We start from the raw sequence: 16,650 nt of genomic DNA, 5'->3' as shown, positions 1-16,650 counted from the left end.
CCGGCCAGCGCCTGCTCGGCGTCGGTGGCGGCAAGATTGGGCAGCAGCCGGCTTTGCCAGGGCGTCATGCGCAGGCTGGCGTCGCCCAGGCTGCTGGCCAGGTGCGCGGCGCCACGCAACTGCGCGGCGCTCAGGCGCCCCAGCGGTGCGGCGGCGCCCACCGCGACCCTGCCCGTCTGGCGCTGTGGGTAGACACCCAGATGGCGGGCCTGGTCACGTCGCGGCCGGCGCCAGCCCAGCACCGCGTGGTCGCGGCGCAGCGCCACGCCAAGGCCCTGCACGAACGCCTCCCTGCCGCATTCGGCCAGCAACTGGCGCATGCGCGCCTGCTGCGCACTGGCCAGGTCGAGAAACCGCTGCAACACCGCCAGCACCAGCGCGTGCCCATCGGCCAGCGGCACCGCGCCCAGCGCACCCTCCTCGGCCGGGCAGCCGGCCAGGCCGAAGGCCAGCCACACCTCGCCGTCAAGGCGCAGTGCCGACAGCCACAGGTCGTGGGGGTGGGTGAGCATGGCCAGGTCTTCGCCAGCGTCCAGTTGCACGGCGAACTTGGCAGACAACTGATGAAAGCGCTCGCAGGTCTGCAGCGATTCGAGGATCTGCCCCGCCAGCGCCCGGCTGTCGAACAGCATGGCCGGGTCGAGACCGGCCGCCGGGCTGAGCATCAGGTTGCGCACATCGTCGCCCGCCGCCTGGCGCGGGCCCAGGCCGGCGTCGAGCAGGCATGCCACCAGCCCGGCGTGGTCGGCACCGATGCCGCGAATCTGCAGGTTGCTGCGGTTGGTTACCTCGATCACGCCGCCGGCAAAGCGCTCGGCGGCGTCGGCCACTGCGTGTGCCTGGGCCGCGCTCAGGGTGCCGGCGTCGAGCTTGATGCGTGAAATGCCGCCGTCCAGCGCCTGCACGATACGCCACAACCCCGGGCAGGCCGAGGGGCGAAGAGCTGGAGTGGGCAGGGGTTGCGGCAAGGGATCACCCGGCAATCGTCAAAAGGCGCTGGTAGCACAAAGGCGCGGTATTATGCCTGCTTTGTCCGTCGGCAGGCTAAGCCAGCCGGTCGGATAGGCAAGCGAAGAGGAACGGCATGGCGCCCTGGTTGACGGTAGTAGGTATTGGCGAAGACGGCTTCACGGGCCTGGGCAAACAGGCTCGGCATGCCCTGCTGCGAGCCACCAAGGTGTTCGGCAGCCCGCGCCAGCTGGCCCTGCTGCCCCACTGCTCGCGCGCCGAACGGGTTGCCTGGCCCAGCCCGTTTTCCCTGGCGCCGCTGCTGGCCGAACGTGGCGAGCCGGTGTGCGTGCTGGCCAGCGGCGACCCGATGCTCTACGGCGTAGGCGCCAGCCTGGCGCGCCAGCTGCCGGCCGAGGCCATGCGGGTGCTGCCTGCACCGTCCTCCTACTCGCTGGCCGCCGCCCGTCTGGGCTGGCCCCTGCAGGATGTGGTCACGCTGTCGGTGGTAGCGCGCCCGGTCGCCGCCGTGGCCGCCCACCTGTACAGCGGCCAGCGCCTGCTGGTGCTGAGCAATGACCGCAGCAGCCCCGCCGCCCTGGCCGCCCTGTTGCGCGAGCGCGGCTTCGGCCCCAGCCACCTGAGCGTGCTGGAGCACCTGGGCGGCGCCGACGAACGGCGCATCGATGCCCGTGCCGATGGCTGGCAGGACGCCGACTTCGCCGACCTCAACCTGGTGGCCATCGACTGCCGGGCCGGCGCCGATGCACCGCGCCTGTCGCCGCTGGCCGGCCTGCCCGATTCGGCCTTCGCGCACGACGGGCAGATCACCAAGCGCGACGTGCGCGCCATCACCCTCGCCCGCCTGGCCCCGCAGCCGGGCGAGCTGCTGTGGGACGTGGGCGCCGGCAGCGGCTCGATCGGCATCGAATGGATGCGCGCCCACCCCAGTTGCCGGGCACTGGCCATCGAGGCCGACGCCGGCCGCCAGCAACTGATCGAACACAACCGCGACGCCCTGGGCGTGCCTGGCCTGCAACTGGTGCGCGGGCGCGCCCCGCAGGCGTTGCAGGGCCTGGAGCGGCCCCACGCGATCTTCATCGGTGGCGGCGTGACCCGCGAGGGCGTGCTGGACGAATGCTGGGCGCACCTGCGCCCCGGTGGCCGGCTGGTGGCCAATGCCGTGACCCTGCAGAGCGAGACCCTGCTGATGAGCTGGCGCGAACGTCATGGCGGCGAGCTCACCCGTATCCATGTGGCCCAGGCGCAGCCGCTGGGCGAGTTCGACACCTGGCGCCAGGCGCTGCCGATCACCCTGCTTGATGTGGTAAAGCCCCTCGATGCGTGACGAAACCGCAGAACAGCCGGCGCCGCTGCGCAGCGGCCTGACCACGGGCAGCTGCGCCACTGCCACCAGCCTGGCGGCGGCGCGCCTGCTGTTGAGCGGGCAATGCGACGACGCGGTGCAGATCACCCTGCCCAAGGGCAGACAGGTGCAGATGCGCCTGGAGTTCTGCCGGCTGGCCGGGCCAGGCGCCGAAGCCGGCACCCTCAAGGATGCCGGCGACGACCCCGACGTGACCCATGGCGCGCTGCTCTACAGCCAGGTGCGGCTGCTGGCCGAGCCGGGCGTGCGCTTTGTCGCCGGCATCGGCGTGGGCACCGTGACCCGCCCCGGGCTGGTGCTGGGGGTGGGCGAGCCGGCGATCAACCCGGTGCCGCGGCGCATGATGACCGAGCACCTGCAGTGTCTGGCGCTGGAGTGCGATTACGCGGGGGGCTTCGAGGTCACCGTGAACGTGCAGGACGGCGACAGCCTGGCCCTCAAGACCATGAACCCGCGCCTGGGCATCCTCGGCGGGCTGTCGATTCTGGGCACCAGTGGCATCGTGCGGCCGTTTTCCTGCGCGGCCTACATTGCCTCGATCCACCAGGGCATCGACGTGGCCAAGACCAATGGCTACGAACACATTGCCGCGTGTACCGGCAATGCCAGCGAAGACACCATGCGCCGGGTCTACGGCATTCCCGACATCGCCCTGATCGAGATGGGCGATTTTGTCGGCGCGGTGCTCAAGCACCTGCGCAAGGTGCCGGTTGGCAAGCTGAGCATCTGCGGCGGCTTCGGCAAGATCAGCAAACTGGCGGCCGGGCACATGGACCTGCACAGCCGGCATTCGAGCATCGACCTGCCGCAACTGGCTGGCTGGGCGGCGGCGGTGGGTGCCGACGCCGCGTTGCAGGCGGCGATCATCGGCGCCAACACCAGCCAGCAGGCGTTGGCCCTGGCCAGTGCGGCGGGGGTCGGGCTGGGGGATGCGGTGTGCGAGCACGCGCTGGCTTTCGCCCGCAGCGTGGTGCCGGCGCAGGTACAGGTGGAGGTGTTCGCCATCGACCGCCAGGGCGGCATCGTCGGCCGGGCGGGTGTTCGATGAGCCGGCGCATCCTGTTGCTGGGCGGCGTGACCGAGGCGCTGTTGATAGCCCGCCAGCTGGGCCCGCAGCACGTCTACAGCCTGGCCGGTATCGGCCGGGTGCCCAGCGACCTGGCGTGCCAGGTGCGGGTGGGCGGCTATGGTGGGGCCGAGGGCCTGGCCGCTTACCTGCGGGCCGAAGGCATCGGTCTGGTGATCGACGCGACCCACCCGTATGCGGCGCAGATCAGCCGCAATGCGGCGCAGGCAGCGCGCCTGGCCGGGGTTGAATGCTGGGCGTTGCGGCGCCCGGCGTGGCAGGCGCAGGCCGGTGACGACTGGCGGGAAGTGGCAGACTGGACGCAGTTGATCGAGGCATTGAAACCGTTTCGCCGGCCCTTGTTCACCCTGGGGCGCGAGCCGTTGCAGCACCTGCACGAGATACCCGCGCAGCAGTTCTGGACCTTGCGCGCGCTGGAGGTGTGCGAGGGGAATGCGCGATGCGAAGTGATCGGCGCGCGGGGGCCGTTTCGCCTGGAGGATGAACGGGCGTTGTTCGAGCGTTGCCGGGTGGATGTGCTGATCAGCAAGAACAGTGGCAGCGCCGCGACCGAACCCAAGCTCGAAGTGGCGCGCGAGCGGGGTGTGCCGGTACTGATCCTGAAGCGGCCGGCGCTGGCGGGGGTGGATCGGGAGTTCGTGGGCGTCGCCGATGTGCTGGCGGCGCTTTGACGGGTGCACACAGCTCCAGAGTCGATCAAAAAAGGCTGACACAAGGTCAGGGGAAGGATAGATGCGCTGTCGACGCAGTTACCCCACCTGCGACACTCCATCACACCCCGGCTTTTTTACATATACTTCGACATCTGGCTAAATAGCCCCACTCGATTCCTGACCGGATCTCCCCATGCCCGCACACCGGCTCGCCTACGCCTGGATCGCCTGCTTCGCAGTGCTGTTCAATCTGCTGGCCATGCCGTTGTCCGCCGCCGCTGCAAAAGCCCAACCCGAACAACTGCTGTGGGGCACTTTCTGCTCCAGCGGCGTGACCAAGATGATCGCCATCTCGCTGAATGCCCCCGACGGCCAACAGCAGAACGACGACCACTCCACCATGCAGCACTGCTGGTGCTGCTCCGGCACGGCCCCGCTGCTGGCCCTGCCCGGCCACCCGCCACGGCTGGTGACGTCCGAGCCCACCCTCAACACCCCGTCACCGCTACTCGCCAGCTACCACCCCACGCCACGCCAGCAATGGCCCGCGCTCAATCCCCGTGCCTCCCCCCAGGCCTGAGTTCACTACGCTACCAGTTGCGAACCTGACCCGAACGGAGATTGACCATGCTCAAGAACGCCCTGCTGCTGGCCGCCCTGCTGCTGCCCGCCACCTTTGCCAACGCCCATGAATACACCGTGGGCGACCTGCATATCGCCCACCCGTGGTCGCAGGAGCTGCCGCCCAACGCCCCCAACGTGGCCGCCTATTTCATCGTGCACAACAACGGCAAGAGCGCCGACCGCCTGCTCGGCGTCGACAGCCCGATCACCGACAACGCCGAACTGCACGAGCATGTGCACAAGGACGGCCTGATGAAGATGCAGCAGGTGCAGGGTGTCGACATCCCCGCCGGTGCCGACCTGGTGTTCGCCCCCGGCGCCTACCACGTGATGCTGATGCAGCCCAAGGACCGCAGCCTGCTCAGCGACGGCAAGCGCTTCCCGCTGACCCTGCATTTCCAGAAGGCCGGCAACATCACGGTCGAAGTGGCCGTGCAGAAACAGGCCCCCGAGGGCACCGCCCACAGCCATTGATTCGCTGACGGCTGCACGCCATGCGCCTGCCCCGCGGCAGGCTCGCCCGCCCCGCTGACCTCCAACGAGCACGCGGCAGCTGGCTGAGCCTGTTCGCCATGTTGATGATCTTCATCGGCCCACTGGTCTCCCAGTCGATGCCGATGGATCACCGTGCCTCCATGCCCGGCATGGACATGGCCATGGACTGCCACTCAGGCAGCCACGCCAGCAGCCCGGCCGACAACCCGGCAGCGCTGCACGTCATCTGGGAAAAGTGCGGCTACTGCAGCCTGTTCTTCCACTGCCCGGCGCTGCCGCAGACGCTCAGCCTGCTCGACACCGAGGCCGTCTCGCCCCACACCACCCTGCGCGCCCAGCCGCGCCAGGGCCATGCGCGCCAGGCCATCTTCCCCGGCGCCCGCAGCCGCGCGCCACCTGCCCACATCGTCGTCTGAACCCACTTTGCATGCGCCCCAGGGCCCGGCTTGCTGCCGAGGCTCTTGCGCAACCTCACGACCACACGATGTTGGAAATACTATGTCCGGCTCTACCGTTACCCTGCGCCTGTCGCTGCAAGGCACCATCGCCCTGCTGTGCGGCACCCTGTTCAGCCACGTGGCCCTGGCCGCCGACAGCGGCCACGAAGGCCACGACCACGCCGAACTGAGCCCCACGGTGATCACTGCCGTGGCGCCCAGCTCGCCGCTGACCATCGTCACCAACCCCAAGGACCCACGCCAGCCGGTACCGGCCAGCGACGGCGCCGACTACCTCAAGACCATCCCGGGCTTCTCGGCCATCCGCGCCGGTGGCACCAACGGCGACCCGGTGCTGCGCGGCATGTTCGGCTCGCGCCTGAACATCCTTACCAACGGCGGCGTGATGCTCGGCGCCTGCCCCAACCGCATGGACGCACCCACCTCGTACATCTCGCCGGAAACCTACGACCGCCTCACCGTGATCAAGGGCCCGCAGAGCGTGCAGTGGGGCCCCGGCGCCTCGGCCGGCACCATCCTCTTCGACCGCGAGCCCGAACAGTTCGGCGAGCTCGGCAGCCGCGTCAACGCAAGCCTGCTGGCCGGCTCCAACGGGCGCTTCGACAAGGTGCTGGATGCTGCGGCAGGCAACGCACAGGGCTATGCACGCTTTGTCGGCAACCAGTCGCGCTCCGACGACTACAAGGACGGCAACGGCGACACCGTGCCCTCGCGCTGGGACAAGTGGAACGGTGACGTGGCCCTGGGCTGGACCCCGGATGCCGACACCCTGCTCGAACTCACTGCCGGCAAGGGCGATGGCGAGGCGCGCTATGCCGGGCGCGGCATGGACGGTTCGCAGTTCAAGCGCGAAAGCCTGGGCCTGCGCTTTGAGAAATCCAACCTGGGCGGGGTGCTCGACAAGCTCGAAGCCCAGGTCTACTACAACTACGCCGACCACGTGATGGACAACTACAGCCTGCGCACCTCGCCCACCAGCGGCATGATGGCCGGGCCGATGGTCAGCAACGTCGACCGCCGCACCCTCGGCGGGCGGCTCAAGGCCACCTGGCGCTGGGAGGACGTGACCCTGGTCAGCGGTGTCGATGCGCAGACCAACGAACATCGCCAGCGCGGCGGCATGGGCGTGGATGCGCACAAGGCCGAGCCCTGGACCAAGGACGCGGACTTTCACAACTACGGCGTGTTCGGCGAGCTGACCTGGGAAACCTCCAGCCAGGACCGCCTGGTCAGCGGCGCGCGCCTGGACCGCGCCTCGGCCAAGGATTTTCGTGAAGCCAGCGCCACCCGCGGCAACACCCGCGCCGACACCCTGCCCAGCGGGTTCGTGCGCTACGAGCACGACCTGCTCGACCTCCCGGCCACCACCTATGTGGGCCTGGGCCATGCCCAGCGCTTCCCCGACTACTGGGAGCTGTTCTCGCCCAAGTCGGGCCCGGCCGGCTCGCTCAATGCGTTCGACTCGATCAAGCCGGAGAAGACCACCCAGCTCGACGTGGGCATCCAGTACAAGACCGAGCAGCTCGAAGCCTGGGCCTCGGGCTATGTCGGCCAGGTGCGCGACTACATCCTGTTCGACTACCGTCCCGGCATGATGGGCATGCTCAGTTCCCAGGCGCAGAACATCGATGCCCGTATCATGGGCGGCGAGCTGGGCGCGGCCTATCAGTTCGCGCCCAACTGGAAAGCCGACGCCACCCTGGCCTACGCCTGGGGCAAGAACAGCAGCGATGGCAAGGCGCTGCCGCAGATGCCGCCGCTGGAAAGCCGCCTGGGCCTGACCTACAGCCGCGACGCCTGGAGCGCCGGTGCGCTGTGGCGCCTGGTCTCGGCGCAGAACCGCATCGCCGAGGGTTCCGGCAACGTGGTGGGCAAGGACTACGAGAAAAGCGCAGGCTTCGGCGTGTTCTCGCTCAACGGCGCCTACCGCGTGAGCAAGAACATCAAGCTCAGTGCCGGCGTCGACAACCTGTTCGACAAGGCCTACGCCGAGCACCTGAACCTGGCGGGCAATGCCGGCTTCGGCTACCCGGCCAGTGATCCGCAGGCGATCAACGAGCCAGGGCGTACCCTCTGGACCAAGGTCGACCTGAGCTTCTGATGCACCACCCGGGCGCGGCCACTGGCCGCGCCCTCTGTCAGACCGGCGGCGCCAACCTGAGCCTTGCTCATGCAGCACATGAGCACGCTGCGCTACCGCCAATCGGCAAAATGTTACATTATACGCCCCGAAAGAAACCCGCCTCGAACCCGGCGCACCGACGCGCCCGGGCCTTATGGACAAGCGATTTCCCTTCCGATGAACAAGTACCTGATCGGCTCCCTGAGCCTGCTGGCCGCGTGCGATTGCGCCCTGGCCAACACCCTGACCCTGCCTGCCGGCACCATCACCGCCACGGCCGACGCCGAACAGCGGGTCAGCCTCGATACCCCGACCAGCGCCGGTTCGCGCCTGAACCTGAACGCCCTGCAAACCCCGGGCAGCGTCGAGAGCCTGAGCGGCGAGCAGGTACGTGCACGTGGCGATCGCAGCGTACAGGACGGCGTGTCGCGCAGTACCGGCATCAGCCGCACCGGCACCCCGGGCGATGGCGGCACCTCGCTGCAGGCCCGCGGCTTCACCGGGCAGAGCTCGGTGATGCAGCTGTTCGACGGCAACCGCATGTACACCGGCATGGGCACCGTGACCTTCCCGGTGGACACCTGGTCGGTGGAACGCATCGACGTTCTGCGCGGCCCGGCCTCGGTGCTGTATGGCGAAGGCGCCACCGGTGCGGTGGTCAACGTGGTGCCGAAAAAGCCCTTCGAGGGCGAGATCGTCAACCACCTGCGCCTGGGCTACGGCAGTCACGACAGCCAGCAGACCGCCCTCGACAGCGGCGGCTCGCTCACCGACAGCCTGAGCTACCGCCTGAACATCAACCAGCTGCGCAGCAACGGCTGGATCGACCACGGCGACTCCAGCAGCACCGCCATCAGCGCGGCGCTGCGCTGGCAGGCCAATGACGACCTGGCCTTCACCCTGGCGCACGACTATGGCGACCAGAAGCCGATGAACTACTTCGGCACGCCGCTGATCAACGGCCACCTGCGCGAGAGCCTGCGCGACAAGAACTACAACATCAGCAACGACAAGCAGCACTACAACGACCAGTGGACGCGCCTGACCACCGAGTGGCAGATCAGCGACAGCGTCAGCTCCACCAACGAGCTGTACTACCTCAAGGCCAACCGCCGCTGGCAGAACGCCGAGAACTACACCTGGGATGCGGCCAGCCAGCAACTGCTGCGTAGTGGGAACTTCGGCATCAAGCACCAGCAGGAGCAGGTGGGTGATCGCCAGACCTTCACCTTCAGGCACAGCCTGTTCGGCCTCGACAGCCAGACCCTGGTGGGCGCCGACTACAACCGCATCCGCTTCCAGCTCAACAGCAACGCGCCGTTCAACGACAGCATCGTCGGCGGCGAGCCGATCGACCTGCGCCACCCGCAGCGCAGCGGCTTTGCCAGCGATTCGGCCTACCGTCCCCAGTTCGACAGCCTGACCCACCAGTTCGCGCTGTTCGCCGAAAACCGCCTGCAGCTCACCGAGCGCCTGTCGCTGGTGACGGGCGTGCGCCGCGACGTGGTGCACCTGGACCGCAACGACCTGCGCAGCGAAGTGACCGGCAACACACGCAGCGACACCAGCCTGGACGGCAACAACTGGAAGGCCGGGCTGGTGTTCGCCCTCACCCCCGAAACGTCACTGTATGCCCAGCACGCCACCAGCACCGATGGCGTTGGCGGCTTGATCTCGCTGAGCCCCGACCAGCAGCAGTACGGCCTGGCCAAGGCGCGCCAGACCGAGGTCGGGGTCAAGCAGCAGTTCTGGCAGCAGCGTGGCGAATGGACCCTGGCGGCATACCACATCGTCAAGAAGGACCTGCTCACCGACGACCCGTCGCAGATCGGCACCGGCCGGCAACTGCAGGTGGGCAAGCAGTCGTCCGACGGCATCGAGGCCAGCCTGGACCTGCAGCTGCCGCACGACTGGCAGGTACAGGCCAACGCCGCGTTCGTGCGTGCACGCTATGACGAATTCGAGCAGGAGGTGAACGGCGTGATGGTATCGCGGGCCGGCAACCGCCCCACCGACGTACCGGGGCGCACCGCCAACCTGTGGCTGAGCAAGGGCCTGACCGACAGCCTGCGCGCCGGCGCCGGGGTGCGCTATGTGGACGGGCGCTATGCCGACATGGGCAACACTACCCGGCTGCCGAGCTACACGGTGGTGGATGCCTCGGTGGCGTGGCAGGTGCTCAGCGATACCACGCTGGGCCTGCAGTTGAACAACCTGTTCGACCGTCGGTACGCGCAAAGTCAGTACAATGACGGCCAGCAATGGATCCTGGGTGAGCCGCGCTCGTTCTTCGTGACGGCCGACTACACCTTCTGACCGCGTCGCCCCATTCGCCGGCAAGGCCGGCTCCTACACACCACACCGGTCCTGCAGGAGCCGGCCTTGCCGGCGAAGAGGCCCGAATAGACGACACATGACCACCCTGAATATCCACAACCTGCACTGGTCCCCCAAAGGCCACGGCCACTGCCACCACCAGTTCCAGCTGCGTGGCGTCGACCTGCAGGTGCGCCCCGGCGAATTCGTCGGCCTCATTGGCCCCAACGGCAGCGGCAAGACCAGCCTGCTGCGGTGCGCCTACCGCTTCAACGCCCCCGAACGCGGGCACATCACCCTCGACGACCACAACCTCTGGCAACAATCGCCGCGCTGGTGTGCCCAGCGCATCGCGGTGGTGCTGCAGGAGTTTCCCGACGCGTTTGGCCTGAGCGTGGCCGAAGTGGTCGCCATGGGGCGCATTCCGCACCAGGGCCTGTTCGACGGCGACAGCCGCCAAGACCGCCAGCGTGTGCAGCAGGCGCTGCTCGATGTCGGCCTGCACGGCTTCGACGACCACGCTTTCGCCACCCTCTCGGGCGGTGAAAAGCAGCGCGTGATCCTGGCCCGCGCCCTGGTGCAGCAACCGCGCGTACTGATCCTCGACGAGCCGACCAACCACCTCGACCCGCGTTACCAACTGGCCCTGCTGCACCAGGTGCGCCAGCTGCGCATCGCCACCCTGGCCAGCATCCACGACCTGAACCTGGCCGCGGCCTTCTGCGACCGCCTGTACGTGCTCGACCACGGCCGCATCGTGGCCAGCGGCACGCCGCACCAGGTCCTCACCGCCGAGCTGCTGCGCGAGGTGTTCGGCGTTCAGGCGCTGATCGACCGCCACCCGCTGGCCGACCATCCACGCATCACCTGGATAGCCCCCCAATGATTCGATCCGCCCTGCTTGCCGCGCTGCTGCTGGTCGCCGGCCCGGCCCTGGCCGAGGTCACGCACTACCCGCTCACGGTGCACAGCTGCAACCGCGAGGTGACCTTCGCCAAGGCCCCCGAACGCGCCCTGAGCCACGACATCAACATGACCCAGATGATGCTCGCCCTGGGCCTGCGCACGAAGATGGTCGGCTACAGCGGCGTCAGCGGCTGGAAGGCAGTGACCCCGGCGCTGCGCAAGGAACTCGACGGCCTGCCGGAGCTGGCCAGCAAGTACCCTTCGGTGGAAACCCTGCTCAACGCCAACGTCGACTTCTTCTTCGCCGGCTGGGACTACGGCATGCGCGTGGGCGGCGACCTCACCCCGCAGAGCCTGGCACCGCTGGGCATCGCGGTATACGAGCTGACCGAGTCGTGCGCGTTCGTGATGAAGCGCCCGCCGGCGAGCCTGGACGACACCTACACCGACCTGCGCAACCTGGGCCGGATCTTCGACGTGCAGGCCCGCGCCAGCCAGCTGATCGAGCAGATGCAGCAGCGCGTGGCCAGCGTGCAGCAGCACCTGCCGGCGCAGCGCCCGCGGGTGTTCCTGTATGACAGCGGCGAAGACCGCGCCATGACCTCCGGGCGCCTGGGCATGCCCGAGGCGCTGATCAACGCCGCCGGCGGGCGCAACATCCTCGATGACATCGAGGCCAGCTGGACCCGCGTGAACTGGGAAAGCGTGGTCGAACGCAACCCCGAGGTGATCGTGATCGTCGACTATGGCGAGATCACCGCCGCGCAGAAGCAGCAGTTTCTGGAACAGCACCCGGCCCTGCAATCGGTCGACGCGGTGCGTAACCGGCGCTTCGTGGTCATCCCCTATGTGGCCGCCACGCCGAGCCTGGAAAACGTCGAGGCGATCGAGGCCATCGCCAAGGGCCTGCACGGCGCATGAACACTCGCTATCGCCTGATGCTGCTGGCGCTGAGCGGCCTGCTGCTGGTGTCGTGCGTGCTCTCGCTGGGGTTCGGTTCGGCCCCGGTGCCGGTCGAGGTGGTCGCCCGGGTGCTGCTGTTCAAGGTGTTCGGTATTGCCCCCGAGGTGCCCGCCTGGACCGCCGGCCAGGAACATATCGTGTGGCTGATCCGGGTGCCGCGCATGCTCCTGGGCGCGCTGGTGGGCGGCGGCCTGGCGATGATCGGCGCGGTGCTGCAGGCGGTCACGCGCAACCCGCTGGCCGACCCGCACCTGCTCGGCGTGACCTCCGGCGCCACGCTGGGTGCGGTGCTGGTGGTGCTGCATGTGGGTGAACTGATCGGCGTGCTGACCCTGCCGCTGGCAGCCTTTGTCGGCGCGCTGTGCAGCATGCTGCTGGTGCTGGCGATTGCCAGCCGGCATGGCCGCCTGGACAGCGACCGCCTGTTGCTGTGCGGGGTGGCCGTGGCCTTCGTGATGATGGCGCTGGCCAACCTGCTGCTGTTCATGGGCGATCATCGTGCAAGCTCGGCGGTGATGTTCTGGATGCTCGGCGGCCTGGGCCTGGCGCGCTGGGAGCTGCTGGCGGTGCCGGCAGCCAGCGTGCTGCTGGGGCTGGGCCTGCTGCTGGGCATGGCACGCGCGCTCAATGCGCTGATGGCCGGCGAGCAGACCGCCGTGACCCTGGGCCTGAACGCACGCTCGGTGCGCCTGCTGGCGTTTCTGATCTGCTCGCTGCTGACCGGCGTGCTGGTGGCGATCAGCGGTTCCATCGGCTTTGTCGGCCTGATGGTGCCGCACATTGCGCGGCGCCTGGTGGGCGCCGAGCACCGCCGGCTGCTGCCGGTGTCGCTGCTGCTGGGCAGCCTGTTCCTGATCTGGGTGGATGTGGCCGCACGCACCCTGATCGCCCCTGAAGACCTGCCCATCGGCATCGCCACGGCGGCCATCGGCGGGCTGTTCTTCATCGGCATGATGCGCCGGCGCTGAACTGCTGCCTGGCGCTGAGCCCTTGCCTGGCCCGGAAATCCTGCCTTGACCGCGATCAACAAAGCGGTGCGAACGTACCAACTTGAGACGTATTGCCACCTCGCCAGGGCAAAAGCCCGTGATAGCCTAGCGAGCGCTTCACGCACAAGAAGACTGACTCCTCAATGGAATGCCACCCATGACCAACCAGCAACCGCCGGACACCCCGGCCCACGACCTGCAACGCAACCTCACCAACCGCCATATCCAGCTCATCGCGATTGGCGGGGCCATCGGCACCGGCCTGTTCATGGGCTCGGGCAAGACCATCAGCCTGGCTGGCCCGTCGATCATCTTCGTCTACATGATCATCGGTTTCATGCTGTTCTTCGTCATGCGTGCCATGGGCGAACTGCTGCTGTCGAACCTCAACTACAAGTCGTTCATCGATTTCTCCGCCGACCTGCTCGGCCCCTGGGCCGGCTACTTCACCGGCTGGACCTACTGGTTCTGCTGGATCATCACCGGCATTGCCGACGTGATCGCAATCGCCGCCTACTCGCAGTTCTGGTTCCCTGACCTGCCGCAATGGGCGCCGGCCCTGGCCTGCGTCGGCGTGCTGCTGTCGCTGAACCTGATCACGGTGAAGCTGTTCGGCGAAATCGAGTTCTGGTTCGCCCTGATCAAGATCATCGCGATCATGGCGCTGGTGTGCACCGGCCTGTACATGGTGTTCGTCGGCTTCCAGTCACCCACCGGCACCAGTGCACAGCTGAGCAACCTGTGGAATGACGCGGGCATGTTCCCCCATGGCCTGATGGGTTTTTTCGCGGGCTTCCAGATTGCCGTGTTCGCCTTCGTCGGCATCGAACTGGTGGGCACCACCGCCGCCGAGGCGAAGAACCCCGAGCGCACCCTGCCGCGGGCGATCAACTCGATCCCGATCCGCATCATCATGTTCTACGTGCTGGCGCTGATCGCGATCATGGCCGTCACCCCGTGGCGCGACGTGGTGCCGGGCAAGAGCCCGTTCGTCGAGCTGTTCGTGCTGGCCGGGCTGCCGGCGGCGGCGAGCATCATCAACTTCGTGGTGCTGACCTCGGCGGCCTCCTCGGCCAACAGCGGGGTGTTTTCCACCAGCCGCATGCTGTTCGGCCTGGCCCAGCAGGGCGATGCGCCAAAAAGCTTCGAGACCCTGTCCAGCCGCAAGGTGCCGGCCAACGGCCTGTACTTCTCGTGCACCTGCCTGTTGCTGGGCGCGGCCCTGATGTACGTGATCCCCGACCTGATCGAAGCCTTCACCCTGGTGACCACGGTGTCGGCGATCCTGTTCATGTTCGTGTGGACGCTGATCCTGCTGTCGTACCTCACCTACCGCAAGGAGCGTGCGCCGCTGCACCAGGCCTCGAAGTACAAGATGCCGGGCGGGCGCTTCATGTGCTGGGTATGCCTGACGTTCTTCGCCTTCATCCTGGTGTTGCTGTGCCTGGAGAGCGATACCCGCCAGGCCCTGCTGGTGACGCCGCTGTGGTTCGTGCTGCTGGCCGTGACCTACCAGACCGTGCGCCGCAAGCGCCAGGCGCGTGTGCCGGTGCCCGCTACCACGCCGCGTCAGTCGTAGTCGTACTCCTGCTGCTGGAGGGCTTGGGCAAGCCCTTCCAGCACGCCATCGGCCTCGGCCCGCTGTTCGGGCGAAGGGCCGCTGGCAAACTGGCTGCGCTGCTGGCCCAGGGTGAGGAACGCATTGTCGCCATCACCCCAGATATACGAATAGACCAGCAGGAAGCTGTCCGACTCCGGCTTGGCGTACTTCGCCATCTGACGCAGAGGGGCCAGCAGCTGGATCATCTCGCCGTAATTGTTGGTGAACTCCACCAACGCGAACTGCCAGACCTGCGACGCCTCGTCGTACTGCATCAGGCTGCCGTACATGCAGTCGACCCAGCCCTGAAGCAAATCGCCCAGCGCCACCGCATTTTCAGGCGCCTTCTGGTCAAGATCACGTACCCCGTGCACCTCGGCGGCGTCCAGCCATTGCTGCCAGTCATCGAACTCGCCAGCGCCCGCCGCAGGTGAGGTCACCGCGGCCTGGTACTGGGCCGGGGTGATGTTGCAGCGAAAGTACAGCGATGACGCTTCCATGGCGAAAATCCTTGAGCCGAGTTGAAGTGAGGGCGCAAGCATAAGGCATCGCCGTGAACTATTGCTGTGCAGTCTTGCGCGTACTGCACCACGGCAAGCGCCATCCCGGTGCACCCACCCTGCCCTGCACCTCGTGAACACGCCGCTGGCAAGCCTGTGTACGACATCGGCACAGCCCTTGCTAAAGCTCTCTGCACAAAGTCGCCGTCTGCCGAGCAGAACCATTCGATCCCATGGAGAGAGCACTATGAAGCGTCGCAGTCTGATCAAGGCATTCACCCTCAGCGCGTCGATTGCCGCGATGGGCCTGAGCTGGACGGTCCAGGCCGCCGAGACCATCAAGGTCGGCATCCTGCATTCGCTGTCGGGCACCATGGCGATCTCCGAGACCTCGCTCAAGGACATGGCCCTGATGACCATCGAGCAGATCAACGCCAAGGGCGGGGTCAACGGCAAGCTGCTGGAGCCGGTGGTGGTCGACCCGGCCTCCAACTGGCCGCTGTTCGCCGAGAAGAGCCGCCAGTTGCTGACCCAGGACAAGGTCGCGGTGGTGTTCGGCTGCTGGACCTCGGTGTCGCGCAAGTCGGTGCTGCCGGTGTTCGAGGAACTCAACGGGCTGCTGTTCTACCCGGTGCAGTACGAAGGTGAAGAGATGTCGCCCAACGTGTTCTACACCGGGGCAGCGCCCAACCAGCAGGCGATACCGGCGGTGGAATACCTGATGAGCGAGGACGGAGGCGCGGCCAAGCGCTTCTTCCTGCTGGGCACCGACTACGTGTACCCACGCACCACCAACAAGATTCTGCGTGCGTTCCTGCACAGCAAGGGCGTGGCCGACAAGGACATCGAGGAGGTGTACACCCCGTTCGGCCACAGCGATTACCAGACCATCGTGGCCAACATCAAGAAGTTCTCGGCCGGGGGCAAGACGGCGGTGATCTCCACCGTCAACGGCGACTCCAACGTGCCGTTCTACAAGGAACTGGCCAACCAGGGCCTGAAGGCCACCGACGTGCCGGTGGTGGCGTTCTCGGTGGGTGAAGAGGAGCTTCGCGGCATCGACACCAAGCCGCTGGTGGGGCACCTGGCGGCGTGGAACTACTTCGAGTCGGTGGACAACCCGGTCAACACGCAGTTCGTGGCCGATTGGAAGGCCTATGCCAAGGCGAAGAACCTGCCGGGCGCCGACAAGGCGGTGACCAACGACCCGATGGAGGCCACCTATGTGGGCATCCATATGTGGGCCCAGGCGGTGGAAAAGGCCAAGAGCACCGATGTGGACAAGGTGCGCGAGGCGCTGGCGGGGCAGACGTTCAAGGCGCCATCGGGCTTCACCCTGACCATGGACAAGACCAACCACCACCTGCACAAGCCGGTGATGATCGGCGAGATCCAGGATGACGGGCAGTTCAGCGTGGTGTGGCAGACCGAGCAGCCGCTGCGCGCGCAGCCGTGGAGCCCGTTCATTCCGGGCAACGACAAGCGGCCGGATTATGCCGTGAAAGGCAACTGAGGCAGGGGGCCGCCGTGCGGCCCATCGCGGGTCAAGCCCGCTCCCACAGGGATCACCGAACTCTGTAGGAGCGGGCTTGACCCGCGAAG

At 67.4% G+C, this 16,650-nt stretch carries 15 protein-coding genes; 13 read left to right on the top strand and 2 right to left on the bottom strand.

The features are described 5' to 3' along the window. Positions 1-983: precorrin-3B synthase (gene cobG, locus FW760_RS15370; protein ID WP_446443847.1), on the bottom strand; the 983-nt coding region annotated here is incomplete at its 3' end. A gap of 101 nt (positions 984-1,084) precedes the next feature. On the opposite strand from cobG, the gene FW760_RS15365 reads away from it, so the two are divergent. The 12 genes from FW760_RS15365 to cycA all read left to right on the top strand — a co-directional run bounded on the left by FW760_RS15365 (position 1,085) and on the right by cycA (position 14,527). Continuing rightward, entirely contained in the window at positions 1,085-2,296 is a 1,212-nt protein-coding gene (locus FW760_RS15365; protein WP_043863474.1) for a bifunctional cobalt-precorrin-7 (C(5))-methyltransferase/cobalt-precorrin-6B (C(15))-methyltransferase, read from the top strand. Then, positions 2,289-3,383 (top strand): cobalt-precorrin-5B (C(1))-methyltransferase, encoded by a 1,095-nt coding sequence (locus tag FW760_RS15360; protein ID WP_116052614.1) that lies wholly within the window; start codon positions 2,289-2,291, stop codon positions 3,381-3,383. Before FW760_RS15365 ends, FW760_RS15360 begins: the two co-directional genes overlap by 8 nt. Next, complete coding sequence (locus tag FW760_RS15355) at positions 3,380-4,093, top strand: cobalt-precorrin-6A reductase (protein WP_058541570.1); 714 nt, start codon at positions 3,380-3,382, stop codon at positions 4,091-4,093. The genes FW760_RS15360 and FW760_RS15355 overlap by 4 nt, the downstream gene beginning before the upstream one ends. Before the next feature lie 175 nt (positions 4,094-4,268). After that, positions 4,269-4,655 (top strand): DUF2946 domain-containing protein, encoded by a 387-nt coding sequence (locus FW760_RS15350; RefSeq protein ID WP_116052611.1) that lies wholly within the window; start codon positions 4,269-4,271, stop codon positions 4,653-4,655. A gap of 47 nt (positions 4,656-4,702) precedes the next feature. Beyond that, the gene (locus FW760_RS15345; RefSeq protein WP_043863478.1) at positions 4,703-5,173 is read left to right on the top strand and encodes a copper chaperone PCu(A)C; all 471 of its coding nucleotides are present in this window, start codon (positions 4,703-4,705) and stop codon (positions 5,171-5,173) included. 20 nt (positions 5,174-5,193) lie between these two features. After that, positions 5,194-5,610 (top strand): DUF2946 domain-containing protein, encoded by a 417-nt coding sequence (locus tag FW760_RS15340; protein ID WP_054916154.1) that lies wholly within the window; start codon positions 5,194-5,196, stop codon positions 5,608-5,610. A gap of 82 nt (positions 5,611-5,692) precedes the next feature. Then, positions 5,693-7,753, top strand: coding sequence for a TonB-dependent copper receptor (locus FW760_RS15335; protein WP_043863480.1), 2,061 nt, complete (start codon positions 5,693-5,695; stop codon positions 7,751-7,753). A gap of 198 nt (positions 7,754-7,951) precedes the next feature. Further along, positions 7,952-10,090 carry a TonB-dependent receptor gene (locus FW760_RS15330; RefSeq protein WP_088514156.1) on the top strand — a complete coding sequence of 713 codons (2,139 nt, stop codon included), beginning with the start codon at positions 7,952-7,954 and terminating at the stop codon, positions 10,088-10,090. A 97-nt stretch (positions 10,091-10,187) separates the two neighbouring features. After that, the gene (locus tag FW760_RS15325) at positions 10,188-10,976 is read left to right on the top strand and encodes an ABC transporter ATP-binding protein (RefSeq protein ID WP_043863482.1); all 789 of its coding nucleotides are present in this window, start codon (positions 10,188-10,190) and stop codon (positions 10,974-10,976) included. Then, positions 10,973-11,917, top strand: a complete 945-nt coding sequence (locus FW760_RS15320) for an ABC transporter substrate-binding protein (RefSeq protein ID WP_078479887.1) — start codon at positions 10,973-10,975, stop codon at positions 11,915-11,917. The genes FW760_RS15325 and FW760_RS15320 overlap by 4 nt, the downstream gene beginning before the upstream one ends. Next, the gene (locus tag FW760_RS15315) at positions 11,914-12,927 is read left to right on the top strand and encodes a FecCD family ABC transporter permease (RefSeq protein ID WP_043863484.1); all 1,014 of its coding nucleotides are present in this window, start codon (positions 11,914-11,916) and stop codon (positions 12,925-12,927) included. The genes FW760_RS15320 and FW760_RS15315 overlap by 4 nt, the downstream gene beginning before the upstream one ends. 178 nt (positions 12,928-13,105) lie before the next feature. Further along, complete coding sequence (cycA, locus tag FW760_RS15310; RefSeq protein WP_054916158.1) at positions 13,106-14,527, top strand: D-serine/D-alanine/glycine transporter; 1,422 nt, start codon at positions 13,106-13,108, stop codon at positions 14,525-14,527. Here the strand turns inward: cycA and FW760_RS15305 are convergent. Further along, positions 14,518-15,048, bottom strand: coding sequence for a hypothetical protein (locus FW760_RS15305; protein ID WP_043863486.1), 531 nt, complete (start codon positions 15,046-15,048; stop codon positions 14,518-14,520). The genes cycA and FW760_RS15305 overlap by 10 nt on opposite strands. Before the next feature lie 247 nt (positions 15,049-15,295). Here FW760_RS15305 and urtA point away from each other — a divergent pair, with 247 nt between their 5' ends. After that, positions 15,296-16,561 carry an urea ABC transporter substrate-binding protein gene (urtA, locus tag FW760_RS15300; RefSeq protein WP_043863487.1) on the top strand — a complete coding sequence of 422 codons (1,266 nt, stop codon included), beginning with the start codon at positions 15,296-15,298 and terminating at the stop codon, positions 16,559-16,561. Positions 16,562-16,650 lie beyond the last annotated feature (89 nt).

The organism is Pseudomonas sp. 1176_21, from assembly GCF_052850635.1.
The sequence above is the reverse complement of the archived record's forward strand: the minus strand, read 5'-3'. Positions and strand labels throughout refer to the sequence as shown.

Excerpts from the sequence above, each read along its gene's own strand:
- FW760_RS15365 (WP_043863474.1), top strand. The coding sequence starts at position 1,085 with ATGGCGCCCTGGTTGACGGTAGTAGGTATTGGCGAAGACGGCTTCACG.
- FW760_RS15360 (WP_116052614.1), top strand. The coding sequence starts at position 2,289 with ATGCGTGACGAAACCGCAGAACAGCCGGCGCCGCTGCGCAGCGGCCTG.
- FW760_RS15355 (WP_058541570.1), top strand. The coding sequence starts at position 3,380 with ATGAGCCGGCGCATCCTGTTGCTGGGCGGCGTGACCGAGGCGCTGTTG.
- FW760_RS15350 (WP_116052611.1), top strand. The coding sequence starts at position 4,269 with ATGCCCGCACACCGGCTCGCCTACGCCTGGATCGCCTGCTTCGCAGTG.
- FW760_RS15345 (WP_043863478.1), top strand. The coding sequence starts at position 4,703 with ATGCTCAAGAACGCCCTGCTGCTGGCCGCCCTGCTGCTGCCCGCCACC.
- FW760_RS15340 (WP_054916154.1), top strand. The coding sequence starts at position 5,194 with ATGCGCCTGCCCCGCGGCAGGCTCGCCCGCCCCGCTGACCTCCAACGA.
- FW760_RS15335 (WP_043863480.1), top strand. The coding sequence starts at position 5,693 with ATGTCCGGCTCTACCGTTACCCTGCGCCTGTCGCTGCAAGGCACCATC.
- FW760_RS15330 (WP_088514156.1), top strand. The coding sequence starts at position 7,952 with ATGAACAAGTACCTGATCGGCTCCCTGAGCCTGCTGGCCGCGTGCGAT.
- FW760_RS15325 (WP_043863482.1), top strand. The coding sequence starts at position 10,188 with ATGACCACCCTGAATATCCACAACCTGCACTGGTCCCCCAAAGGCCAC.
- FW760_RS15320 (WP_078479887.1), top strand. The coding sequence starts at position 10,973 with ATGATTCGATCCGCCCTGCTTGCCGCGCTGCTGCTGGTCGCCGGCCCG.
- FW760_RS15315 (WP_043863484.1), top strand. The coding sequence starts at position 11,914 with ATGAACACTCGCTATCGCCTGATGCTGCTGGCGCTGAGCGGCCTGCTG.
- cycA (WP_054916158.1), top strand. The coding sequence starts at position 13,106 with ATGACCAACCAGCAACCGCCGGACACCCCGGCCCACGACCTGCAACGC.
- FW760_RS15305 (WP_043863486.1), bottom strand. The coding sequence starts at position 15,048 with ATGGAAGCGTCATCGCTGTACTTTCGCTGCAACATCACCCCGGCCCAG.
- urtA (WP_043863487.1), top strand. The coding sequence starts at position 15,296 with ATGAAGCGTCGCAGTCTGATCAAGGCATTCACCCTCAGCGCGTCGATT.